The sequence below is a fragment of the Polynucleobacter sp. AP-Nickl1-40-C4 genome, from assembly GCF_035012665.1.
Taxonomy (GTDB): Bacteria; Pseudomonadota; Gammaproteobacteria; order Burkholderiales; family Burkholderiaceae; genus Polynucleobacter.
Genome location: NZ_JAYGQR010000009.1, coordinates 18,115 through 40,089, shown reverse-complemented (window position 1 = coordinate 40,089; position 21,975 = coordinate 18,115). Strand labels below are relative to the sequence as shown.

At 45.3% G+C, this 21,975-nt stretch carries 24 protein-coding genes; 13 read left to right on the top strand and 11 right to left on the bottom strand.

Translation table 11 applies throughout. The features are described from left to right. Positions 1 to 14: 14 nt before the first annotated feature. The 3 genes from VC182_RS10180 to VC182_RS10170 are packed head-to-tail and all read right to left on the bottom strand — an operon-like array spanning position 15 to position 2,739. The gene (locus VC182_RS10180; RefSeq protein ID WP_323485223.1) at positions 15 to 1,064 is read right to left on the bottom strand and encodes an Ldh family oxidoreductase; all 1,050 of its coding nucleotides are present in this window, start codon (positions 1,062 to 1,064) and stop codon (positions 15 to 17) included. 6 nt (positions 1,065 to 1,070) lie between these two features. Further along, a complete protein-coding gene (locus VC182_RS10175; RefSeq protein WP_158009046.1) occupies positions 1,071 to 1,805 on the bottom strand; it encodes a GntR family transcriptional regulator in 735 nt (244 codons plus the stop codon). Position 1,806: 1 nt separating this feature from the next. After that, positions 1,807 to 2,739, bottom strand: coding sequence for an SMP-30/gluconolactonase/LRE family protein (locus VC182_RS10170; RefSeq protein WP_072583457.1), 933 nt, complete (start codon positions 2,737 to 2,739; stop codon positions 1,807 to 1,809). A gap of 141 nt (positions 2,740 to 2,880) precedes the next feature. On the opposite strand from VC182_RS10170, the gene VC182_RS10165 reads away from it, so the two are divergent. Further along, on the top strand, positions 2,881 to 3,816 hold the full coding sequence (locus VC182_RS10165; RefSeq protein ID WP_072583456.1) for a 3-hydroxyacyl-CoA dehydrogenase family protein: 936 nt from the start codon (positions 2,881 to 2,883) through the stop codon (positions 3,814 to 3,816). On the opposite strand, the gene VC182_RS10160 is transcribed toward VC182_RS10165, so the two are convergent. Continuing rightward, positions 3,803 to 4,948 (bottom strand): mandelate racemase/muconate lactonizing enzyme family protein, encoded by a 1,146-nt coding sequence (locus VC182_RS10160; RefSeq protein ID WP_323485222.1) that lies wholly within the window; start codon positions 4,946 to 4,948, stop codon positions 3,803 to 3,805. The genes VC182_RS10165 and VC182_RS10160 overlap by 14 nt on opposite strands. Positions 4,949 to 5,002: 54 nt before the next feature. Between VC182_RS10160 and VC182_RS10155 the strand changes: the two genes are divergently transcribed. The 4 genes from VC182_RS10155 to VC182_RS10140 all read left to right on the top strand — a co-directional run bounded on the left by VC182_RS10155 (position 5,003) and on the right by VC182_RS10140 (position 8,895). Then, positions 5,003 to 5,965 (top strand): tripartite tricarboxylate transporter substrate binding protein, encoded by a 963-nt coding sequence (locus tag VC182_RS10155; RefSeq protein WP_323485221.1) that lies wholly within the window; start codon positions 5,003 to 5,005, stop codon positions 5,963 to 5,965. A 26-nt stretch (positions 5,966 to 5,991) separates the two neighbouring features. Then, entirely contained in the window at positions 5,992 to 7,539 is a 1,548-nt protein-coding gene (locus VC182_RS10150) for an altronate dehydratase family protein (RefSeq protein WP_323485220.1), read from the top strand. Positions 7,540 to 7,600: 61 nt separating this feature from the next. After that, entirely contained in the window at positions 7,601 to 8,581 is a 981-nt protein-coding gene (locus VC182_RS10145; protein WP_216121406.1) for a DnaJ C-terminal domain-containing protein, read from the top strand. 5 nt (positions 8,582 to 8,586) lie between these two features. Beyond that, positions 8,587 to 8,895, top strand: coding sequence for a chaperone modulator CbpM (locus tag VC182_RS10140; RefSeq protein WP_072583879.1), 309 nt, complete (start codon positions 8,587 to 8,589; stop codon positions 8,893 to 8,895). A gap of 9 nt (positions 8,896 to 8,904) precedes the next feature. Here VC182_RS10140 and VC182_RS10135 read toward each other — a convergent pair whose 3' ends face one another. Then, positions 8,905 to 10,839 carry an ATP-binding cassette domain-containing protein gene (locus VC182_RS10135; protein WP_072583867.1) on the bottom strand — a complete coding sequence of 645 codons (1,935 nt, stop codon included), beginning with the start codon at positions 10,837 to 10,839 and terminating at the stop codon, positions 8,905 to 8,907. A 67-nt stretch (positions 10,840 to 10,906) separates the two neighbouring features. Between VC182_RS10135 and VC182_RS10130 the strand changes: the two genes are divergently transcribed. After that, the gene (locus VC182_RS10130; protein WP_323485219.1) at positions 10,907 to 11,503 is read left to right on the top strand and encodes an AAA family ATPase; all 597 of its coding nucleotides are present in this window, start codon (positions 10,907 to 10,909) and stop codon (positions 11,501 to 11,503) included. Between the two features lie 59 nt (positions 11,504 to 11,562). On the opposite strand, the gene VC182_RS10125 is transcribed toward VC182_RS10130, so the two are convergent. The 3 genes from VC182_RS10125 to VC182_RS10115 form a co-directional block, all read right to left on the bottom strand. Next, positions 11,563 to 12,201, bottom strand: a complete 639-nt coding sequence (locus tag VC182_RS10125; RefSeq protein WP_216121402.1) for an OmpW/AlkL family protein — start codon at positions 12,199 to 12,201, stop codon at positions 11,563 to 11,565. A 169-nt stretch (positions 12,202 to 12,370) separates the two neighbouring features. Next, entirely contained in the window at positions 12,371 to 13,786 is a 1,416-nt protein-coding gene (gene hemN / locus VC182_RS10120) for an oxygen-independent coproporphyrinogen III oxidase (RefSeq protein WP_323485218.1), read from the bottom strand. 18 nt (positions 13,787 to 13,804) lie between these two features. Beyond that, on the bottom strand, positions 13,805 to 15,418 hold the full coding sequence (locus VC182_RS10115) for an NAD(P)/FAD-dependent oxidoreductase (RefSeq protein WP_323485217.1): 1,614 nt from the start codon (positions 15,416 to 15,418) through the stop codon (positions 13,805 to 13,807). Positions 15,419 to 15,538: 120 nt separating this feature from the next. On the opposite strand from VC182_RS10115, the gene VC182_RS10110 reads away from it, so the two are divergent. Together VC182_RS10110 and VC182_RS10105 are read left to right on the top strand one after the other, a co-directional pair. Next, complete coding sequence (locus VC182_RS10110) at positions 15,539 to 16,084, top strand: YaeQ family protein (protein ID WP_072583863.1); 546 nt, start codon at positions 15,539 to 15,541, stop codon at positions 16,082 to 16,084. A 9-nt stretch (positions 16,085 to 16,093) separates the two neighbouring features. Next, positions 16,094 to 16,510, top strand: a complete 417-nt coding sequence (locus VC182_RS10105; RefSeq protein ID WP_323485216.1) for a putative toxin-antitoxin system toxin component, PIN family — start codon at positions 16,094 to 16,096, stop codon at positions 16,508 to 16,510. Here VC182_RS10105 and VC182_RS10100 read toward each other — a convergent pair. Continuing rightward, the gene (locus VC182_RS10100; RefSeq protein ID WP_323485215.1) at positions 16,505 to 17,503 is read right to left on the bottom strand and encodes an LLM class flavin-dependent oxidoreductase; all 999 of its coding nucleotides are present in this window, start codon (positions 17,501 to 17,503) and stop codon (positions 16,505 to 16,507) included. The two genes, VC182_RS10105 and VC182_RS10100, sit on opposite strands and share 6 nt — an antisense overlap. A gap of 33 nt (positions 17,504 to 17,536) precedes the next feature. Here VC182_RS10100 and VC182_RS10095 point away from each other — a divergent pair, with 33 nt between their 5' ends. Genes VC182_RS10095 through VC182_RS10085 form a run of 3 tightly spaced genes read left to right on the top strand, consistent with a single transcriptional unit; the run spans position 17,537 to position 18,377 of the window. After that, complete coding sequence (locus VC182_RS10095; RefSeq protein ID WP_072583860.1) at positions 17,537 to 17,758, top strand: hypothetical protein; 222 nt, start codon at positions 17,537 to 17,539, stop codon at positions 17,756 to 17,758. Between the two features lie 10 nt (positions 17,759 to 17,768). After that, a complete protein-coding gene (locus VC182_RS10090; protein ID WP_072583859.1) occupies positions 17,769 to 17,969 on the top strand; it encodes a SlyX family protein in 201 nt (66 codons plus the stop codon). A 60-nt stretch (positions 17,970 to 18,029) separates the two neighbouring features. Then, entirely contained in the window at positions 18,030 to 18,377 is a 348-nt protein-coding gene (locus tag VC182_RS10085; RefSeq protein ID WP_072583858.1) for a phage holin family protein, read from the top strand. A gap of 27 nt (positions 18,378 to 18,404) precedes the next feature. Here VC182_RS10085 and VC182_RS10080 read toward each other — a convergent pair whose 3' ends face one another. Beyond that, positions 18,405 to 20,204 (bottom strand): AsmA family protein, encoded by a 1,800-nt coding sequence (locus tag VC182_RS10080; RefSeq protein ID WP_323485214.1) that lies wholly within the window; start codon positions 20,202 to 20,204, stop codon positions 18,405 to 18,407. Between the two features lie 66 nt (positions 20,205 to 20,270). Here VC182_RS10080 and VC182_RS10075 point away from each other — a divergent pair, with 66 nt between their 5' ends. Then, on the top strand, positions 20,271 to 20,615 hold the full coding sequence (locus VC182_RS10075) for a zinc ribbon domain-containing protein YjdM (RefSeq protein ID WP_323485213.1): 345 nt from the start codon (positions 20,271 to 20,273) through the stop codon (positions 20,613 to 20,615). Positions 20,616 to 20,654: 39 nt separating this feature from the next. On the opposite strand, the gene VC182_RS10070 is transcribed toward VC182_RS10075, so the two are convergent. Continuing rightward, positions 20,655 to 20,870: a YdcH family protein gene (locus VC182_RS10070; RefSeq protein ID WP_216121390.1), complete on the bottom strand. Its 216-nt coding sequence runs from the start codon at positions 20,868 to 20,870 to the stop codon at positions 20,655 to 20,657. A 217-nt stretch (positions 20,871 to 21,087) separates the two neighbouring features. Here VC182_RS10070 and VC182_RS10065 point away from each other — a divergent pair, with 217 nt between their 5' ends. After that, positions 21,088 to 21,966: a hypothetical protein gene (locus tag VC182_RS10065; protein ID WP_323485212.1), complete on the top strand. Its 879-nt coding sequence runs from the start codon at positions 21,088 to 21,090 to the stop codon at positions 21,964 to 21,966. Positions 21,967 to 21,975: the final 9 nt, after the last annotated feature.

The window sequence follows — 21,975 nt, the reverse complement described above, 5'->3', positions numbered from 1 at the left end:
AATTTAGTATTTTTTTAAAACGTTAAAGCGGGGATGCCGCATTCCTGAGCGCAAGCATTCAATGCCTCTAGCAGCTCGGGCGAGACAGGGATACCCCTTTCACCTCTCTCTGCCATTGTTTTTGCTGCGCCTTCACCTGGCACACGAATATCTTTAACGCCAGGCAATGTTGATGAATTTTTCAAATCATTCACTAAAGCAATTACCCTGTTAATAAACTCTTCCGTGTTTCCAAACGCACTTGGATCGACTGCAATAATCGTTTGCCCCGTGTTTGTAACCAAGTCATGGTGAGCATTGAAATCAATTGTTCCTTTGCCAACTGCTGCATTATTAAGTGCGCCTGCAAGCAAGCCAATCATGACTGCTAAGCCATAACCCTTATATCCACCAATGGGCAATAAGGATCCTTCGGCAGATTTTTTAGGGTCTGTAATTGGCTTACCCTGGCGATCAATCATCCAATCATCTGGAATGGACTCCCCCTTTTGCGCAGCTACTTTTACTTTGCCGTAGGCCGCTACAGTAGTTGCAATATCCAAAAGCACTGTTGGCCCATCGCCTGCTGGAACTGCAATTGCAATTGGGTTGGTTGATAACAATAAGTCAATGCCGCCCCATGGCGCCATATGATTTGCATTACCAACAGCCATATAAATACCGATATAACCCTGCTCCGCTAACTTACGAACATATACCGAAGCAGCTCCTGAATGATTGCCGTAATGACTACCAATCCAACATACGCTGTGCTGCTTCACTTTTTCGATAGCGAGGTCTACAGCTCTATTCATCACCAAATGCCCTAAGGCATTGTCACCATTAATCAACGCAGTTGCACCCTGCTCGCGCTCAATATGAATATTGGGATTTAAATTCACGCCACCAGCCCGAATTCTTTTTAAATAAGCTGGCAAACGGAAAATGCCATGACCATCCGCGCCAACGAGATCAGACTGCACCATCAGACTGGCAATGATGTCTGCATCACTTACGGGAACTTTCTCTGCTTGAAGTGCGCTCGAGATAAAACGCTCTGCATCAGTTATAGATAAATAGTTCATTGTGATTTAAGCCTCTGAGCTCGCTTTAAATTCCATGCTGTAAACATATTTTTTCTCCGGATGATGCGTTACCGTCACTTCAAATAATTTATCCTGATCATCAAAATAGCGGCGAATAATGACCAGACATGCAGTGTCAGGCTTGATGTGGAGTTTTCCCGCAATTTCTGGCGACACTTGAGAGGCATATACATCTACCTCCGCCCTCTCGATACGGGCGCCATATTTTTCCTCAATCTGCTCGTACACCATTACCTGGGTATGTTCTGGATCTTTTGTCAACGAAGCAAACTGGGGCAATATATAAATATCCGTCCAGGCAATGACCTCCTCTGCCTGTTGACGCTTTCGAATTCCGCCAATGTGATACCAAGATGATCCAATCGGTGCGCCAACAATCTGACTTAGAGACTTATCTAGCTCAATGAATTCTTCGACTATGTTCTGACGATAGGTATCCCGTGAATAACTCAGAATATCAATTGGAGAGTTATAGCTTTGGGTGAAACGGCGTAAGCGCTGTCTAGACACCACTTTTGTAGGCGCGCCTTGATGGCGATAAATAAGGCCATTAGCCTCTAGAATTTGCAATGCATGCCGCAATGTATGCCGACTAGACTGAAAATCCCGACAAAGATCCGCCTCGGCAGGCAAGACGGATCCCACTGGCCAATCACCGTTATAAATACGCTGCTCTAGCGTTTTGGCTAGAGACTTATATAACGGTGATCGTTCACTCAATTTAAGAAAGTCCAAACATTTTTTTACCAGCAACTGGCAGACGTGCTTTCAGAATATCGCCAGATAAAGACTCGGTAATGTAGAGATCTTTTCCGTCTGCCCCACCAAAACACATATTAGCCAAATGATGGTGATGTGGGTTCTCAGAGTAGATCAAGTGGGTTGGCAGCATATTGTTATCAAATCTCCAGATTCCAATACCAAGGTGACATACCAACAAACCATTTTCTGAGTCCATTTCAATACCATCTGGACCCGCAACGCCACCTGTTAACTGTATCGCTACACCTGTCTTGGAAACGGAGCCGTCAGCCATCAAAGGCAATCTCCAAATTTGCTGAGATCTAGTGGCCGCTACGAATACATGCTTTTCTTGAGTATTCAAAGTAATGCCGTTTGGGCTTGGCACATTAAGCGCCAAACGATCCAGTTGCCCATTGGCACGCAATCTAAACACGCGACCAGTTGGGTCAGCAATACCGGTCTGACCTTGATCTGTGAAATACAAATCGCCATTCGAGGCAAAGTGTAGATCGTTCAAACCTTTAAAGTTTTCGCTATACATTGATCCTAAGATAGTTTCAATTTTTCCAGTCTTTGGATCTAGTGCCAACAACCCTGCTTTGTAGTCACAAATAAAAGCGCGCCCATCTTTATGAAATTTCATGCCGTTTGGCCAACCATCATATTGAGTAATCAGCTCCCACTCACCCTTGGTGTCAATGCGGAAAATGCGACCAAAGGGAATATCGACAAACCACAAATTGCCTTCACGATCGAATGAAGGCCCCTCTAAAAAGCACTCAACCTCTGCACCTTGACGATTAGGATCGGACCATCCAGTACGGGATTTTTTGCGAAACTTCTCTGGCATGGTTGAAAACACTTCCGTTTTAATTTTCTCAACGGGCTGGAAAGGGTTATGCATCGTCATGGGGAGATCTCCTAGGGTAAGTTATACGGATAAGTACGTTTTATTATTAAACAATTAAACCATAAATAATGATAACCTTAAGTTGTTGTTGATCAAAATTAATTTAAGCTGTTTATAACTTAACCGAATAAGTTGAAAAATATGAAATCTGTAGCTGTTATTGGAACCGGAATCATGGGCGCTGGCATTGCAGCTGGATTTATTGCTCAAAACATACCCGTAGTCATATTGGGCAGAACAAAAGATAAGGCTGACGCTTGCTTGGACAAAGCCATCAGCCTTGCAAAAAAAATAGGTATGGTTGGAGACAACGCCACTAAAGATGACGCTGACATTAAGAAGCAGCAATTCATTGGCGTCCTAGAGGATTGGCAGGACTGGAATCAATTCTCCTGGGTGATTGAGACTGTTGCCGAGAACTTAGAACTAAAACAAAAAGTTTTCCAATACCTTGATCAAGTAGTGCCAGCAGACATTCCTATTGGCAGCAATAGCTCAGGCTTCCCCATCAGTAAAATTGCAGAAGGCCTCAAAAGCGCAAACCGTATGATGGGTGCGCACTATTTCATGCCTGCAGAAGTTGTTCCTCTGGTTGAAATTGTTATGGGACAAAAAACAGAGCTTAAATATGCGGAGCAAGCTTGCGAACTGTATAGGGCTATTGAAAAGAAGCCTGTCCTGGTAAAGAAGGATATTCCTGGATTTTTAGCGAACCGTATTCAACATGCCTTGATGAGAGAGGCACTCTCGCTCGTTCAAGAAGGGATTGCTACGCCAGCCGATATTGATGATGCCGTGAGATATAGCTTTGGCTTCCGTTATGCCGCTGTAGGCCCAATGACACAAAAAGAAATTTCAGGCTGGGATGGAATGGCGAATGCCGCTAAGGAGATTTATCCTTCACTCTCCAATATCACTGCCCTGCCTCCAAAAGTAGTTCAACTTATGGCCGATGGGAAAACAGGCATGAAAGCTGGGGAAGGATTTAGAAAGTGGACCCCAGAAGAAATCAAAACTGTTTCCGACTCCTACTCTCGCAGGCTGAAGGCGGCTTTTGACGTTCTCAATATTGAATGATTGGGCAACCTTGAGCTACAGCATCTTTCACACGATCAAGGTTGGGAGTAATCCCGACGCCAATAGAGCCCAATTGAGCAACATCAAGATGGCCACGCGTTGCCGTTAATGGACGATCGCAGATATCAAAGCGTAGATATTGATTTGACATGCTAAATCCCCAAGGCACATCTCCTATTGCAAAACCGATGGATGCTGTTGCAGCCCCCGCTAGAGATGTTTCTGCTACTTTGCAAGCTAAGTTGAGCTTTAGATTATTTGCTCGCAAGGTTTGTGCACTTTTGCAGGCCGCCATTACACCGCCAGTTTTAATGAGTTTTAGACTGGCGCCATCAAGGGCCTTAGCCTTCACAAATTCCTCTATCTCATCTGTGCCATGGATAGATTCATCTAAGCCAATTGGAATTGGAGATTGCTGCTTGAGCAAGACGAAATCAGCCATTGCAGAATCTGCGTTAATTAGCTGCTCAGCAAATGACAGCTTGCACGCCTGCTTTGAGGTGCAAAACTGTATAGCCCCTTCTAATGACATGGCACCGTTAGCATCTACCGAAATGACGTCACCCTCTAGCAGATCTGAGAGCACCTTGACTCGACGTAAATCCTCCTCAACCGATAAAGAGCCAATCTTTATTTTCCAATGTTTAAATCCTGCTTCGCGAAATAATTTAGCGTCAGCGATTTCTTTTTCTAGTGAACCGCCAAGCATGCGCAGCAAGGGAATCTCGGCCACTTCCGGTGAAGCAACACCTACAACAAATGAGCGCAAATATTTCCATAGCGCGATCGAATTTTTCTGTGTATACAGATCAAGTAATGCCATCTCCAAACAAGACTTAGCTGATGGATTGCCATACAAAATTGCATCAAACAGTTTAGAAAAATCCTTAGGATCGCCCCACTCAATTCCACGTGCTTTTTCTACCAAATACTTTACGCTCGCTAATAGGCTCTCGAGAGTCTCACCAGTCATGAGGGGTGCAACAGATGCCTCACCCCAACCTTGGCGACCCTCTTCATCAGTGAGGCAAAGCAATACAGTTTTGGCATCCACAATCACTTCTTTAGCCATCTTGATTGGCTCAATGAGTGGAATTGAAAGCGGGAAGATGGTTGCCTGAGTGATTTTCATTTTTTTACACAACATTTAAATAAGAATAAACAATAAGAATACGGAGAACATTACATGAGAAAAATCTTTATTGCATTATCGCTAGTTAGCATTGGCTTTACCAATAGCATACAGGCGCAGAGCTATCCCACTCAACCCATCAAGCTAATCGTTCCATTTGCTGCGGGTGGGCCTTCTGATGTTTTGGCGAGAGGTTTTACTCCCAAACTTGGCGAAAACCTTGGTCAACCAATCATTATTGAAAACAAGCCGGGCGCAGGCGCTAATATTGCCGCTGAGTATGCAGCCAACTCCAAACCCGATGGCTACACCCTTTTTCTGATGATGGTAGGCACCCAAGCGATTAACGAAACGCTTTACAAAAAACTGAACTACAACCTCGTTAAAGATTTTGCTCCTGTCAGCTTGGTCGCATCTTCATCGCTATTATTTGTAGCTAACCCATCGGCACCTTTCAAAACAATTCCAGAACTCATTGCCTACGCGAAAGCCAACCCTAATAAGGTTAGCTTTGCCTCATCAGGTGCTGGGACACCACTTCACCTAGGTGGTGAACTGTTTAATACGCAAGCGGGAACTGATATTCTGCATGTGCCTTATAAGGGTGCCGCACCAGCATTAACTGATGTACTTGGTGGTCAAATTGAAACTGCGCTTGTCGGTACTCCTGCAGCTTTACCCTATGTGCGTTCTGGAAAATTGATCCCACTAGGAATTACCAGCCTTAAACGCTCTCCAAGCGCCCCTGAAATTCCGGCGATCTCAGAGTACATCCCTAAATTTGAAGTTGAGCTTGTATACGCAATCGTCGCACCAGCAAAGACACCAAAAGTGATTATCGATAAACTGAATGCACAACTCATCAGCGTGCTTAACAATCCAGAAATCAAAGCGCAAATCAATGGCAAGGGCTTTGAAGTGGTCACCAGTACCCCAAACTATTTGGGTGACTACATTAAGTCCGAAGTGGCTAAGTGGGCCCCTATTGTTAAGAAATCTGGCGCAACTGCTGAATAAATAAACTATTGAATCGAAAGAAACCTATGATTGAAATCTCTGAAAAAAAACTAGCTGGTCCTATTATTCGTCTGCATCCTAATGACAATATTGTGGTCGCCCGGGTTGATGTTGGAATTGGCGCTGAAGTTCCTAGTGAGAATTTTACAAGTCGCAGCCAAGTGCCTGCTGGCTACAAGATTGCCACCAAAAAGATCCTCAAGGGCGAGCCAATTCTGAAATACAACGTGACGGTAGGCTTTGCTAATACAGACATCGAACCCGGCACGATGGTGCATAGTCACAATACTGAGTTTCGCGAGTTTGATCGTGACTACGCTTATGCAAGCGAATATAAGCCGACCCAATTGTTGCCCGAAGCTCAACGAGCTACCTTCCAGGGCTATGTCAGACCCAATGGAAAAGTAGGAACACGTAATTTCATCGGCATTCTATCGACAGTAAACTGTTCGGCAACCGTTGTGAACAAAATTGCAGCTTGGTTTACCCCCGAAAGATTGAGAGATTTTCCCAATGTAGACGGAGTCGTGGCGTTTAGTCATGACATCGGTTGCGGTATGGAAATGAGTGGTGAGCCAATGCAATTGCTTCGCCGTACTATGGCTGGATATGCTCGTCACCCTAACCTAGCAGCCGCTCTGATTGTGGGTCTCGGTTGTGAGCGTAATCAACTCAAAGGCTTGATGGAGCAAGAAGACCTGGCCGAAGGAAATACTCTGCATACCTTCATCATGCAAGAATCGGGTGGCACGCGCAAAACTATTGAGGCTGGTATCGAAGCTGTCAAAGCACTTCTACCTGCAGCTAATCAAGCAAAACGGGAAACAGTGTCAGCAAGTCACCTGACTGTTGGCTTGCAGTGTGGCGGTTCCGATGGCTTTTCTTCAATCACAGCCAATCCAGCACTAGGTGCAGCGATTGATATTTTGTCCCGTCATGGTGGCACTGGCATTCTTTCAGAAACACCAGAGATTTATGGCGTGGAACATACCCTCACCCGTCGCGCTGTTAGCAAAGAAGTGGGTGAAAAGCTCATTAAACGAATTCGCTGGTGGAAAGATGAATACTCTGTTGGTAGAGATGTGCAAATTAACGGACAAGTAAGTCCCGGCAATCAAATTGGTGGTCTCGCTAATATTTTTGAGAAATCTCTAGGATCCTCCATGAAAGGCGGCACTGGTCCTCTAATGGAAGTCTATAAGTATGCAGAGCCAGTGAGCACCAAAGGCTTCGTATTTATGGATACTCCGGGGTTTGATCCTGTATCGGCCACCGGCCAGATTGCTGGAGGCGCCAACCTGATTGCCTTTACTACCGGCCGCGGGTCTATGTTTGGCTCTAAGCCTGCGCCCTGTATCAAACTAGCCACTAATACGCCAATGTACCAGCGCCTTACTGAAGATATGGACATTAATTGCGGTGAGATTTTGGATGGCACCGTCTCCGTTCAGGAAATGGGACAACGGATATTTGAGTTATTTCTGCGTACCGCCTCCGGGGAGGCCTCCAAAAGCGAACTTCTTGGCCTGGGAGACTATGAATTTGTTCCATGGCAAATTGGTGTAATGAGCTAAGAGAACTGTAGAATCAATCCTATTAGCTTAACCCAGGCAGAAACCGAACTGAAACAGGCTTATGAAATTTAGGGATTACTACGAAACTCTTGGCGTAGCTCGTGGCGCCACTGAAGCTGAGATTAAATCAGCCTATCGCAAGATGGCGCGCAAGTTCCATCCAGATGTTAATAAAGAACCTGGTGCTGAAGAGCAGTTCAAGCAAATCGGCGAAGCTTATGCCGTATTAAAGGACACTGAGAAACGCGCAGCCTACGATCGCTTTGGCGAGAACTGGAAAAACGGCCAAGACTTTACCCCTCCGCCAAATTGGAATGAAGGCTTTGAATATTCTGATGACGGTTTTGGTGGTGGTCATCCAGGTTATGGTGGTGGCTTTGAAGGTGATCAGAGTGAATTCTTCGAATCTCTGTTCGGTCGCGGAAAACATCGCCAAGGTGGTCGTGGTGGCAATCCTCGCCAGGGTATGAATTTCAAAGGCCAAGATCATCACGCCAAAATTTTGATTGATCTCGCTGATGCCTATAACGGAGCTAAGCGCACTATTGCATTGCATATGCCCGTGCAAGATGCGAGCGGCCACGTCAGCACCCAAGAACGCAAGTTAGATGTCAGTATTCCTAAAGGCATTAAGGCCGGACAAAATTTGAGACTCTCCGGACAAGGTGGTCCTGGTGTTGGCGAGGGCCCTGCTGGTGACCTCTATCTCGAAATTGAATTTCATCCTAACGCCATTTATCGCGTAGAAGGCAAAGATGTCTTCATTGATATTCCTTTGGCACCGTGGGAAGCGGCACTGGGTACTACCGTCAACGTCCCCACTCCTGCAGGCAGCACTTTAGAATTGAAGATCCCCGCAGGAACTGTTGCTGGTCGAAAAATGCGCCTTAAAGGTAAAGGCATACCAAGTTCAGAGCCAGGTGATTTATATGCGGTACCTTCTATCGCCTTGCCTCCTGCTGATACTGAATCACAAAAAGAAGCCTATCAAACCTTTGAGAAGGCTTTTGATTTCAACCCTAGAACACACTTGAAGGGATGATTGATATGACACAAACTAATATCACTTGGATTGAGGGTGCTGTTGTAGAGAATGAGGTGCACATGACCATTGTGGAGCTCTCCCATGCATCCCGCACACCAGAAGATCTCATCATGACTTGGGTATCCGAAGGTGTTTTAAGTCCAGCTGGCTCTTCACCTCAGGATTGGCGCTTTAGTGGCGACTCTTTGCGAAGAGCAAAAACCGCAGCGCACCTCACCCATGATCTCGAATTAAATGTGCCTGGGGTTGCCTTGGCGCTGGACCTGCTTGATGAAATCGCCCAGTTGCGCGCTCGTTTACCGCGCGACTAGGCTATAGCACTAAGACTCTGAACGACTCAATAGCTGCTCCCAGCGTTGCAGCTTTTGATCTAAGTCAGCAGTGATTTCACTCAAGCGCGCTTGCATGCTCGCTGCCAACTCAGGTTCATTTTTATAGAGATCGGGATTGCTCATGGCAATACCAATATCAGCTTGCTCAGTTTCCAATGTCTCGATCTGTAATGGCAAAACCTCCAGTTCTTGGCGCTCTTTGCCATTGAGTTTCTGAACTCCACTTTTAGCTACAGGCTTAACTTCTGCCTTAACTTCTACCTTTGCCTCTGCTTTGACCTCAAGCTTATCTACAGATTTTGTGTTGGCATTGCCATTGGCAGCACGAATTTTGTCTGAGCGCGCTTTCTGGATTTTCCAATCCTCATAACCCCCTTCGTACTCACGCCAGAAGCCATCACCCTCGTTGGCAATAATGCTAGTAACAACGTTATCTAGGAAGTAACGATCATGACTGACCAAGAAGACCGTGCCCTTATAGTCTTGCAAGAGTTGCTCAAGCAAATCTAAAGTATCAATATCTAAGTCGTTAGTTGGTTCATCCAAGACCAAGACGTTTGCAGGCCGCGCAAATAGGCGTGCTAGTAATAAACGATTACGCTCACCGCCTGACAAAGTACTTACCGGGGAATTAGTTCTCTCAGGAGCAAATAAGAAATCACTCAGGTAACTCTTAACGTGCTTTTTATTGCCATTGATTTCTATCCACTCACTACCTGGGCTAATGTAATCTTCCAGTGAAGCGTTCAGATCTAACCCTTCGCGCATTTGGTCGAAGTAAGCCACCTCAATACGTGTACCCATAGTTGCAGTGCCGGAGTCTGGCGCAATAGTTCCCAAAATCAATTTGAGCAAAGTTGTTTTGCCTGCACCATTAGGACCCAGCAAACCAACCTTATCACCGCGCAAAATCGTTGCCGTGAAATCTTTCACAATCGGACGATCATAGGTTTTGCTAACGTTTTGAAGATCAGCCACAATCTTGCCGCTTCGATCTCCAGCAGAAACAGCCAACTTCACCTGCCCCATCGCATCTCTGCGTTCGGCACGGCTACTCCGTAATTTTTCTAAACGGGCAATTCGGGCAACGCTTCGAGTGCGGCGTGCCTCAACCCCTTTACGAATCCAGACCTCTTCTTGTGCCAATAATTTATCAGCACGAGCATTAGCTAAAGATTCAGAATTTAGTTCTTGTTCTTTTAAAACTTCATATTGCGTAAAGTTACCAGGGTAACTGCGCAAAATACCGCGATCGAGCTCAACAATCTGGGTGCAGACGTTATCCAAGAAGGCGCGATCATGGGTAATCAAAATTACTGAGCCTTGATACTCTTTGAGCAATTCCTCTAACCATGCAATCGAATCTAAATCCAAATGGTTGGTTGGCTCATCAAGTAGCAGCACGTCAGGCATCTCAACTAAAGCACGCGCTAAGGCAACCCGCTTCTTAGTACCGCCAGAAAGTGTATTGATTTTGAGATCAGCCTCTAAATGCAAACGATCTAATGTCTCATGAACACGTTGCTCCCAATTCCAACCACTCAAAGCCTCTAATTGCGACTGCACTTCGTCAAGTCGATCATGGGAAGCATCATCCCACTCACCAACGCTGAGAGCCTCATATTCCTCGCGCAAGGCCTTAGCTTGAGCAACGCCTTTGGATACTGACTCGAAGATAGTCTCTTCCGCCTCAAATATAGGCTCTTGAGGAACATAAGCAATTCTGAGGCCTTGCTGATATTGCAACAGGCCATCATCCATTTTTTCTATACCGGCCAATATCTTCAACAAGGAAGATTTACCAGTGCCATTGCGGCCAATTAAGCCAACACGTTCACCGGATTCCAGTGAAAAAGCGGTGTTTGCGAGGAGGTCAACGTGGCCAAAAGCCAGTTTTGCATCAGTGAGTACGATTAAAGCCATGGCGACATTATCGTCACTTCCCTAAAAGAGGAGATATTTCCACTTATTTCTGCGAGACTAGCTACTTATGGTCTGTAAATTAACCCCCTCTGCGCCCCGCCTGATCCTCTTTGCAGGACATGCCGGCACAGGAAAGTCGACTCTAGCCAAAAAGGCTTTACCTCTGATCATTGAGAAAACTGGGGAAGATTTTTTCTTTTTAGACAAAGACACCGTTTATGGCGCCTTCAGCGCCCACGTCATGGACCTTACCACTCAAAACCCGAATGATCGCGACAGCCCCTTCTACCTTGAGAACCTGCGCGATTGGGAATACAAAGGTCTCATTGATATTGCCAGAGAGAATTTGCTTTTAGGGGTTAATGTCATTCTGATCGGCCCATTCTCGAAGGAGATTCAGAGTGGCAAGATGTTTGACGCGCAAAAATTGGGGGTGCCAGCACTGACTTCAATTCAGGTTGCCTGGATTGATCTAGAGGAGCGTGAGGCCAAAAAACGGATGGAGGTAAGAGCTGACCCAAGAGATGAGTGGAAACTTGCTCACTGGGAGCAATATGCTAAGCGCAGGACTGAACCGCCAAGCCACCTCTCATTGCATCGATTTGATAACTTCGTTTTGAACGAAGCTGCATTTGAAAAGCTAATTGATGCCCTGATTCAATAAAGTTAAGAAAAAAATAGAGCCCCTTAGGGGCTCTACCTCAAGACCTAAGAACTAAATTCTTAGAATTTGTAAGTCACACCAACCGCTGGAATCCAAGGATTCAATGTCAATTTTCCAAGGTTTGCGCCGCCAGCTACTGCTTGAACATTAGTAGCCATCGTTACATACTTGAGATCAAGATTTAAGCCCCAATTTTTATCAAGCATGTAGTCAGCACCAACTTGACCTACAAAACCTACGCTTGATGGTTCAACCTGTACAGAGTTAGATGCTGCTGGGAAATTTTGGCGATTACCGAAGATAGTGTAGTTAATACCAGCGCCAATGTATGGCTTAATTGCACCTAAATCTGTGAAGTGATACTGGGCGATCAAAGATGGAGGTAATGCAGTGATTTTGCCTACGTTTTGTTGGCCAGCGCCTAGATTACCGTAAATATTAATTTGCTGTGGCCAAGTTAATACTAATTCAGCGGCAATATTTTTAGTAAAGAAATATGAAACATCAAACTCTGGAATCCAACGATTCTGAGCCTTCAAGTTAGCACTTTGAGCAATACCAGATTGGCCATTTTGAAATAGCAAATCTGCAGCACGAACTCTAACCATCCATGGATTTTCTTCAGCTTGAGCTTGAGCCGCCATTGGGGCTAAGGATGCTACAGCAGCCATTGCTGCTACGAGTGTCTTAATACGCATGATGGTTTCCCTTTTTCTTATCAATTTCGATGAAATCATTTTCGAATTGATGAAGGGAGTGCAATTTGATGTAAATCAAATTGACTGAGGCTGGAGATTTTTTATTGGTTAAAAAGCAACAGAGTTTTTGGGCTTATTTGATCTAGATCAAATTACCTCAGACTTACCCTTACAGAACCTTGGAATAGGTCCCTTTGGCTTGAGACTCTCTGAGGTGCCGATCAAAAGTCATGGCTACCCGCCTAGCAAGGAGACGACCTTTGGTGGGAACCAGAATACTTTCACCCTCCCAGTTGAGGAGACCAGCCTCCTCTAGACTCTTGAGCTCTTCTATTTCCGTCTTAAAGTAATTTGAGAATTCAATTTGATGTGATGTCGCAAAAGCTTTGGTGTCTAAGGCAAATTGGCACATCAACTCACCAATTAACTCACGGCGCATCAGATCGTCTTCATCAAGACGCAAACCTCGAAGCACCGGTAAGTGACCCGCATCTAACGCCTCGTAATATTCATCCAAAGTTCGGACATTCTGAGAGTAGCAATCATCGACTTTACCGATAGAAGAGATTCCAAATGCCAGAAGATCGCATTCTGCCTGAGTGGAGTAGCCTTGGAAATTGCGATGCAACTTGCCCTCTCTTTGGGCAATAGCTAATTCATCATCTGGTTTAGCGAAATGGTCCATGCCAATAAAGACATAACCCGCCTCACCTAAGCGTGCAATGGTATTGGAGAGAATATCCAGCTTATCTGCTGCCGCAGGCAAGTCAGCTTCAGCAATACGGCGTTGCGGCTTAAAAATATGCGGCAAGTGTGCGTAGTTATAGACAGAGAGACGATCAGGGTTCATTACCAAGACCGCATCAACCGTTTCCTTGAAAGTCTCTGGCGTTTGCTTTGGTAGGCCATAGATCAAGTCAACGCTTCTGGATTTAAACCCATACTTTCTAGACCAATCCATGACTGCTTGGGTTTCCTCAATAGTCTGCACGCGATGTACTGCCTCTTGAACTGCCAAATTGAAATCCTGCACACCCAAGCTAATACGGTTAAAGCCCAATTCAGCCAAGAGTGCAATATCTTGCTCAGTAACACGGCGCGGATCAATCTCAATTGAATACTCACCGCCAGGCAGTAGCTCAAAATACTCGCGAGTGTGCTGCATCAACTCAGTCATCTCTTCATGCGATAGAAAAGTAGGCGTGCCACCACCCCAATGCAATTGTGTAACGGGAATCTTTTTCTGAGCACTCATGGCTTTAGTAACCATGGCCATTTCTTTAGCGAGATATTTGATGTATTTGGCGCTACGCCCATGATCCTTGGTGATGATCTTGTTGCAGCCGCAGTAATAACAAATATTGGGACAAAATGGTAAGTGGAAATATAAGGACAGCGGCTCATTCGCTTGAGCTACCCGCTCCAATGCCTCAAGATAATCAGCTTCAGAAAAGTCCCCATGAAATCGATCAGCACTGGGGTAGGACGTATAACGCGGCCCATTGATATCAAACTTTTTCAACAGCTCAGGATGAAAAAGCACTTCATTTTCTTCGGCTGATGAAAGAGTTACTACAGAGTTCATGGGATTCTTATGGGGTATTTACTTTGACAGATAGTCTAACGCCACTGCTTCTGCTACCTTAATCCCATCAACTCCTGCAGACAAGATTCCACCCGCATAACCTGCGCCCTCGCCTGCTGGGTAAAGACCTTTAATGTTCAGACTCTGATAGTTCGCGCCTCGAGTAATTCGCAAAGGAGAGGAAGTGCGCGTCTCCACACCAGTTAAAACGGCATCTTTCATAGAAAAGCCTTTAATTTGCTTCTCAAAAGCAGGAATCGCCTCACGAATCGCCTCAATGGCATAAGCGGGCAAGCTTTCTGCCAGATCCGTTAAATGAACGCCGGGCTTATACGACGGCATCACGCTACCAAACTGAGTGGAAGCCTTCCCTTCTAAGAAATCGCCAATCAGCTGACCCGGCGCTTCATAAGTTCTACCACCCAATTCAAAGGCCTTTGATTCAATAGCGCGCTGAAACTCAATGCCTGCTAATGGACCACCCGGGTAATCCTCAGGCGTAATGCCAACAACGATGCCTGCATTGGCATTTCGTTCGTTACGAGAATATTGGCTCATGCCATTGGTTACAACTCGATTCGGTTCGGAGGTAGCAGCAACTACTGTGCCACCAGGGCACATGCAAAAACTATAGACGGAACGACCATTTTTGGCATGATGGACTAATTTGTAATCTGCCGCCCCAATTAACTCATTGCCCGCATGAGGACCTAGGCGTGCTTTATCGATCAGAGATTGTGGGTGCTCAATCCGAAAACCAACAGAAAAGGGTTTAGCTTCCATGAAGACGCCAGCATGATGCAAGGCTTCAAAGGTATCCCGCGCACTGTGTCCCAAAGCCAAGATGACATGGTTGGCAGGTAGATCTGCCTGCCCCTCAATCTTGACCCCGGTAATTTGTTCACTCTCAATATCAAAGCCAATTACTTTTTGCGAGAACCGAATCTCACCACCTAAGTCAATAATTTCTTGACGCATCTTCTCCACCACGCCAACCAGGCGGAAGGTGCCGATGTGGGGTTTGGCTACATACGTAATTTCTGCAGGAGCGCCAGCTTTCACAAACTCATGAATGACCTTGCGTCCATAAAACTTAGGATCTTTGATCTGGCTGTACAACTTGCCATCTGAAAACGTACCAGCCCCTCCCTCTCCAAATTGCACATTGGATTCTGGATTTAAAACATTCTTACGCCACAAGCCCCAAGTATCTTGAGTGCGTTCGCGAACTTTCTTGCCGCGCTCAAGGACAATTGGCTTAAAACCCATTTGCGCTAACACTAGAGCGGCAAAAATACCGCATGGGCCAAATCCAATGACTACTGGGCGCAGCGCTTTTCCAGAGTCTATAGTTTCAGGGGCTTTTGCTACAAAGTGGTAGCTCGTATCCGGGGATGGTCTTACATGAATGTCTCCAGCAAATTGCTTCAGAAGAACATCTTCATGCTTTACAGATAAATCAACCGTATAGATAAAAGAGAGGGCGACGTTCTTTCGAGCATCGTAACTACGCTTAAAGACCTCAAATCGTATTAAGTCTTTGGCATCTAGATTGAGACGCTTCAATATCGCCTTCTCCAAAGATTCTGGAGCGTGGTCAATTGGTAGACGTAATTCAGTAATACGGATCATGGGTTTTACGGTACACAGTAATTTGAGGCATTTCTAGGCTCATCATGAGCCTCAAGCCAAATAATACTGGTTATGAGCTCACTCAGGCCAGGAGTTGGTTCATAAAGGCGATAATAGGTCATGGCTCTACGCGCAACTATCCACAAAGCCGACCTTCATGTCGCAGATTCTGATCGCCATTACTATGGCAGTCATTCGTTAACTATTGCTAAGCACCCTTCTGAGACTGAGCAGCGCATGATGGTCCGCATCATCGCCTTTGCATTGCAGGCAAATGAGGATCTAGCGTTTACAAAGGGTTTGAGTGATACCGATGAACCCGATCTGTGGATTAAAGATCTTACCGATGCAATCAAGTTGTGGATTGAAATCGGCCAACCAGACGAGCGTCGTATTCTGAAAGCCTGTGGTCGTGCTGATCAAGTAATTGTCTATTGCTATGGCGGACATACCAGCAAAATCTGGTGGGATGGCATTGCTAACAAACTCACTCGTGCTCGCAATTTACAAATAATCGCTATACCAGCAGAACAAGCGGAAGAGCTGAACAAGTTGGTTGAGCGCAGCATGGTGATCCATGTCAATGTTCAAGATGGTGAAGCTTACGTCTCCTCTGATAAAGGGCAGGTCACCATTACTCCAGAGATTTGGCGCAACAATCAATAGGCCTTAAAAATGAAGGTAGTAGTTTTCGATACCAATGTCTTGCTAGATCTTTTTGTCTTTAATGACTTTAGAGCGCTTCATTTAAAGCAAGCGCTGATCGAAGGCAAAATAGATGCGCTCGCAACTCCAAACACTTTAGAAGAATTTGCTGATGTGATTGCTCGCCCTCTGTTTTCGCTCGATGAAGTGCAACAAGAGCAAATTCGCCAGCAATGGCATGGTTTAGCAAGATTGATGGATGATAAAAACTTGGCCAAAGCCCCCTGGATATGCCAAGACCCAGATGATCAAGTCTTTTTAGACCTTGCTTACACTGCAAAGCCCTGCTTCTTAATCAGCAAAGACAATGCAGTGCTGCGATTTGCGAATCAGACTGCAAAAGAACAAGTATTCATTACCGCAGATTACAACGCAGCGATCTTATAGGCTTTGCGCGGCCTGTGCGGCAATCTCAAAAGATCTGAGACGAGCCTGATGATCGAAAATTTGCCCAGTCAAGATGATTTCGTTTGCGCCAGTAAGATCCAACCAACGACGCATCCCCCGCTTTACCGTCTCTAGCGAACCCACTACTGAAACCTGCAAGGTATGATCTGCCGCTGCTAGTTCATGAGGCTCACAAAATTCATTCATGTCAGTAATTGGGGGTGGTAATTGCCCGCGGGTATTGCGCAGCATTCTGACAACATTCTGTTGCAGTGTAGTAAATAGATGTTGAGCTTCTTCATCTGTATCTGCTGCAACTACATTCATCACAAATGCTGAATAGGGTTTATCTTGTTGTGCCGATGGCTTAAAGAGCTCACGATAAATCTTCATTGCCTCTAAAAGTTGCTCTGGCGCAAAGTGAGAAGCGAAGGCATAAGGTAAGCCAAAGTGAGCGGCTAATTGAGCTCCATACAAACTAGAACCTAAAATCCAGATCGGAACATTGCTATCGACCCCTGGTATCGCCTTTACAGATTGCCCTTCTTGTAACGGGCCAAAATAATGCTGTAACTCACGGACATCCCGTGGAAAACGATCATCGCTACCCAATAAATCCCTGCGCAATGCCCTGGCAGTCATTTGATCGGTACCAGGTGCACGACCCAAGCCAAGCTCAATTCTTCCTGGGTATAAAGCTTCTAGGGTGCCAAATTGCTCAGCAATTACTAAAGGAGCATGATTTGGCAACATAACGCCGCCAGAGCCCACTCGGATATGGGAGGTGCCAGCAGCAATATAGCCAATCAAAACTGCAGTTGCAGAGCTCGCATTGCCCGTCATATTGTGATGCTCTGCTACCCAATAGCGGGTATAGCCCCATTTTTCGGCATGCCTTGCCACATCCAAGGAGTTGCGCAGTGCATCGGCAGCAGTAAAACCCTGAGGAATCGGAGATATATCTAGAATGGAGTATGGGATGGAATTTGCCATCGCTAGATCATACCGAGAAAGTGCATTGTTGACATGAGTAAACCCAAAATGGCTGATCCTGACGATGGCCTATTTAAGCCAGGCAGTAGATTGCGCCACATTAAGACTGGTGGATTTTATAAGGTGGCCTTCTTGGCTAACGTAGAGGCAAATCTGGAGCCAGCTTATGTTTACGAATCCATGCAATCGCATGATTTTTGGATTAGACCCAAAGCAGAAATGGAAGATGGGCGATTTGAGCTTATCTCAGAATAGAAAGTAAGTTATGTCAGAAGAACGCATCACTAATCTAGAAATCAAATTGAGCTTCACGGAAGACTTAATTGAGAAACTCAATGAGACCGTCTATAAACAGCAACAGCAAATCGAATTTCTGTATCGCGAATTAAAGGCAATTAAAGAACAAGCCAGCAGCGGTGGAGGCGGCGGCGCAAGTTCTCAGGATGAAATCCCCCCGCACTATTAATCAACTGCTAATATAGTCACTAGGCATAAACCCCTTTCAACACCAGCAAAGGAATCATCCATGAGTAACTTAACTCTATTTCTAGTCCAGTGGGGCTTAACTTCTTTATCCCTTTGGGTTGCCAGTTATATTTTTAGTGGCTTGCGCTTTGCGGATGGCGGCTCATTATTAATTGCTGCCCTCCTCTTAGGATTTGCTAATGCGATCGTTAAGCCTTTGCTCGTTCTTTTCACGTTACCATTAACGGTAGTAACCATGGGCCTCTTCTTGCTCGTGATTAATGCCTTGGTATTGATGCTGGTTTCTGCAGTGGTGAGTGGCTTTACGATCTCCAGCTTCTGGACCGCATTCTTTGCCAGCATCTTTATTTCTTTATTTAGCCTCTTTGTCAGCGGCTTAGTTTTTTAAGAAGCTGATTTACGAGCTTCGCTAGGCTTACTTGCTAGCAGGATAGATATCAGACCAAGAGTGCAGCGCTGTTTTACATGGCTGCGACTTGGTCGCCAATGATTTAGCATTCTCCGCTGCGATACTAATACCGCCGGTTAAGAAACCCAATCCAATAGAGACGGCGCTATTCACCACCCCTGCCTTATTCACCCCAGTTTGCGGGTTTTGTAATGTTCCCTCAATCTTTACAAGTCCGGCCAGATCCAAGCCCGTTGTCAGGCCTGATTTTTCTCTTGGATTAATGCTGATATTGAGAGCCTCGCTGGCAAGATTGATCGAGCCCGCTAGGGTGATGTCAAGACGATCCGTCTCAATGCCAACTGAATTCTGAATATTTACCAGCCCACTATTGATGGGTAAGTAGGCAACAGCACAATTCAAAGTAGTTTGATTAGATTTCTTATACATCGGATTAATTGCATCTATTACAGTGATGACAAAGTCCCCGCCTTTATTGATGAACTTCGAATCTAATTTACTTTGCCCTACTGAAACCTGAATAGCCCCAATGGCTCGACTAGCGATTTGATGTGGACTCACACCACTTCCCTGTAAGTTCCAGGCCACTTTTGTATCACCACCAGAAACTCTAGCGCTTGAATCGGTGACGGCAATAATTTGCTCTAAGGTAAAGTCTTTAGCAATACCCTTCACAGAAATCTTAGGCGCAGGGCTGGTAAACTGAGTAATGGAAAGTTGCGCTTGGGCACTTCCCTTACCTATATTAAAGCTGACATCGCTCGCATCAATCCTATCTTTCTGAAATTGGAGTGTCGTTTTGAAGTTAGTAAACGGCGCCTGATGCGGAATCCCAAGCTCAGCAATATTAATGTTGACCGAGCCATCAGCTAAAGGTAAAAGATCAAAAGGCAGCGCGTCATCGGAGAATAAATACTTTCCTTGGGCTTTATGTGTGGAAGCCGAGGAAGTTTTTCCAGCTGCTCCAGCAATAACAACAGAACCCGCTAAAGGCGCTAAATCAAAGGACTTTGAATTGAGATTGATATTGAATTTTGGTAATAGATCTGGCTTTTTATCAATGTCGCCCGTAATCGCAAGAGACTTACCGTTTAAGGTTAGAACTAAATCGAGATCTAGGTTTACTGGAGATTGATTCCAAGCGAAGTAAGCATTACGCAGTGAAGTTGTTTTACCCTTTAGATTCAGGGTGTAGTTAGCGCGCTGAACATCTACCAGAATCGTAGACTTCCCGTCACCGGCATCTAAAGAAAGTTTAGGAATGCCAATCGGGCTGGCTGCTTTTTCTCCGTCTTGATAATTGATACGAGCATCTACGACATCAAGAGTTTTAATGGAGACAAGGGCATTACTAGAAGAATCGCTAGTTACAGACTGTGTTGCCGAACCACTGGCAACTATCGTAGGCGGAGTAAGATTCCAATTACCCTCCCCAGCCTTATTGGTTTGTAAGTTCGCCTCTAATCCTCTTATACCGATTCTGCTGATTTCAACGCTACCTTTCAGAAGCGGAAGTATCCTAATATCTAATTCAATCTGCTTGAATACAAACATATCAGGATTGCTTGCCCATGAGGCATTGCTCAAAGACACCTGTTCGGCTTTTACGCTAATTGATGGGAAAAGACTCAGACTTACTGGACCGGCGATTTTCAACTCACGCCCAGTAGCATCTTTGACCGAAGAACTTAGGAGCTTGGTTACCTGGGCAGGATTTATAAAAGATGATGCGTACCATGCGCCCAAACCTATTATGGCAAGACAGCCTATCAGAGCAATAAGGAAAATCTTCAGAGTTTTATTCACCTATCCATTCTAAATCGAGTGCTAGATAAGAGCCAAGACGCATCACCCCTAGATTAAAATGAGGCCATGAGCACAAATAATTTACCGAAGTGTCCTGCCTGCCAGGACGATATGACCTACCCCGATGGGGAAAATTACGTTTGCGCGCAGTGTGGCCATGAATGGCCTATGGCTGCTGCTGCAGAAGAGTCTGAGGCTGGGCTCATTGTGAAAGATGCCAATGGCAATCTCCTAGCAGATGGCGATACAGTCACCCTCATCAAAGACCTCAAGGTTAAAGGCTCTTCAACCACCCTGAAGGTCGGCACCAAGATTAAAGGGATACGCCTGGTATCAGGTGATCACGAAGTCGACTGCAAAACAGAAGCAGGCAATATGCTACTCAAAGCCTGCTTCCTGAAAAAAGCCTAGAAGCATTTTGCATCTAGGCTTTTCTAATTCACCAGGAGCTTAACTACTAGCCTTCTTTAAGACGGCATAAATCTGGTCTTTTAAAAGGAGTTTTTCCTTTTTCAAGGTCTCGATTTCTTCTGGGGTACTCGGCTCTGAATGGGACTCCATTCTTTGGATCTTTTGATCTAAATTGTTGTGCTTATCAAATAAATGCGAGAAATGACGATCTGTCGTTTTCAGCTTGGTGATGAGTTCGCGATATTCAGGAAACATAAGCCCTCTTGATATTTAGGTTGCACAAAACTTCACGCTTTTAGTGTAGCAACCCTCCATTCCAAGAACAATGCCTTCCTCAATCTATTTGTTTCACCCCTCCCCTTGCAATCTGGGGGACAAACCCCATATAGGAAAGGCGAATTCCCGAGAGAATTTGCAGTAATATCAGATAGTGCATCAAGCACAATAACTACCGAAAGAAGGGTAATAAACCATGGCTACAAAGAAGTCTCCAGCAAAAAAGAAAGTAGCTACCAAGGTGGTAAAAAAAGCCCCTGTTAAAAAAGCTGTCAAGAAAGTTGCCGCTAAGCAAGTAGCAAGCAAAAAGACGGTCAAAAAGGTAGTGAAAAAACCAGCAGCCAAGAAAGTGGCTGCAAAGAAGCCTGCTGCCAAAAAAGTAGCAGTTAAAAAATTAGTGGCAAAGAAACCTGCAGCCAAAAAGCCAGCAGCGAAGAAAGTTGCCAAGAAGACTGCAAAACCTGCTTCATCTAAATCACCTAAAGTTGACCAATATGGTCTAGAGCAAGATGATGAGTTTTACGGCCTGTATTTTGCAAAGTCTACTAACAAGGGATTGGTTGAAGTAAAGCCCTGCACTTTCTCGCTGATGTATTGGTGGAAAGGTTTGCTTGGCTACCCTGACATGATCGAGATCTCCAAAGGAAGCAATACTGCTATGTTGCAGTTTGAATCCACATTTGGTGGTGGCGATTCTGGCGAGACAGAGTTAACCGAAAAAGATGTGCTGGATATTGATCACATCATTGAAGTAGATGAAGAGGAAATGATGATCTCCCTCTACTCCTATGTGCCTATCCCAGTGCCTGAGAAATTGGTTGGGGCTTTAAGCCTAGCCGTTCTCAACATTAACCCAGAAACTCGCTATGGCAGCCTAGAAATCTGCCCAACCGAGAATGAAAATGGTGAAACTGAGCACTTCTTGCGCTACCGTGCTGCAACCTATTTGCGTGGCATCAAGTCTGGCAAAGTGGAAGCAATCGAAAGCATGGTTACCAATGGTTCTGAGTTCTTTGGCCTTGCTTTAGATGCGATGTGTGTCAATAAGTCGATTAAGAAGTGGTTGCTTAGCTAAGCACTAATC

Bases quoted from the DNA above. Each gene is read 5' to 3' on its own strand.
- VC182_RS10180 (WP_323485223.1), bottom strand. From the start codon at position 1,064: ATGAACTATTTATCTATAACTGATGCAGAGCGTTTTATCTCGAGCGCA.
- VC182_RS10170 (WP_072583457.1), bottom strand. From the start codon at position 2,739: ATGACGATGCATAACCCTTTCCAGCCCGTTGAGAAAATTAAAACGGAA.
- VC182_RS10165 (WP_072583456.1), top strand. From the start codon at position 2,881: ATGAAATCTGTAGCTGTTATTGGAACCGGAATCATGGGCGCTGGCATT.
- VC182_RS10160 (WP_323485222.1), bottom strand. From the start codon at position 4,948: ATGAAAATCACTCAGGCAACCATCTTCCCGCTTTCAATTCCACTCATT.
- VC182_RS10155 (WP_323485221.1), top strand. From the start codon at position 5,003: ATGAGAAAAATCTTTATTGCATTATCGCTAGTTAGCATTGGCTTTACC.
- VC182_RS10150 (WP_323485220.1), top strand. From the start codon at position 5,992: ATGATTGAAATCTCTGAAAAAAAACTAGCTGGTCCTATTATTCGTCTG.
- VC182_RS10145 (WP_216121406.1), top strand. From the start codon at position 7,601: ATGAAATTTAGGGATTACTACGAAACTCTTGGCGTAGCTCGTGGCGCC.
- VC182_RS10140 (WP_072583879.1), top strand. From the start codon at position 8,587: ATGACACAAACTAATATCACTTGGATTGAGGGTGCTGTTGTAGAGAAT.
- VC182_RS10135 (WP_072583867.1), bottom strand. From the start codon at position 10,839: ATGGCTTTAATCGTACTCACTGATGCAAAACTGGCTTTTGGCCACGTT.
- VC182_RS10130 (WP_323485219.1), top strand. From the start codon at position 10,907: ATGGTCTGTAAATTAACCCCCTCTGCGCCCCGCCTGATCCTCTTTGCA.
- VC182_RS10125 (WP_216121402.1), bottom strand. From the start codon at position 12,201: ATGCGTATTAAGACACTCGTAGCAGCAATGGCTGCTGTAGCATCCTTA.
- hemN (WP_323485218.1), bottom strand. From the start codon at position 13,786: ATGAACTCTGTAGTAACTCTTTCATCAGCCGAAGAAAATGAAGTGCTT.
- VC182_RS10115 (WP_323485217.1), bottom strand. From the start codon at position 15,418: ATGATCCGTATTACTGAATTACGTCTACCAATTGACCACGCTCCAGAA.
- VC182_RS10110 (WP_072583863.1), top strand. From the start codon at position 15,539: ATGGCTCTACGCGCAACTATCCACAAAGCCGACCTTCATGTCGCAGAT.
- VC182_RS10105 (WP_323485216.1), top strand. From the start codon at position 16,094: ATGAAGGTAGTAGTTTTCGATACCAATGTCTTGCTAGATCTTTTTGTC.
- VC182_RS10100 (WP_323485215.1), bottom strand. From the start codon at position 17,503: ATGGCAAATTCCATCCCATACTCCATTCTAGATATATCTCCGATTCCT.
- VC182_RS10095 (WP_072583860.1), top strand. From the start codon at position 17,537: ATGAGTAAACCCAAAATGGCTGATCCTGACGATGGCCTATTTAAGCCA.
- VC182_RS10090 (WP_072583859.1), top strand. From the start codon at position 17,769: ATGTCAGAAGAACGCATCACTAATCTAGAAATCAAATTGAGCTTCACG.
- VC182_RS10085 (WP_072583858.1), top strand. From the start codon at position 18,030: ATGAGTAACTTAACTCTATTTCTAGTCCAGTGGGGCTTAACTTCTTTA.
- VC182_RS10075 (WP_323485213.1), top strand. From the start codon at position 20,271: ATGAGCACAAATAATTTACCGAAGTGTCCTGCCTGCCAGGACGATATG.
- VC182_RS10070 (WP_216121390.1), bottom strand. From the start codon at position 20,870: ATGTTTCCTGAATATCGCGAACTCATCACCAAGCTGAAAACGACAGAT.
- VC182_RS10065 (WP_323485212.1), top strand. From the start codon at position 21,088: ATGGCTACAAAGAAGTCTCCAGCAAAAAAGAAAGTAGCTACCAAGGTG.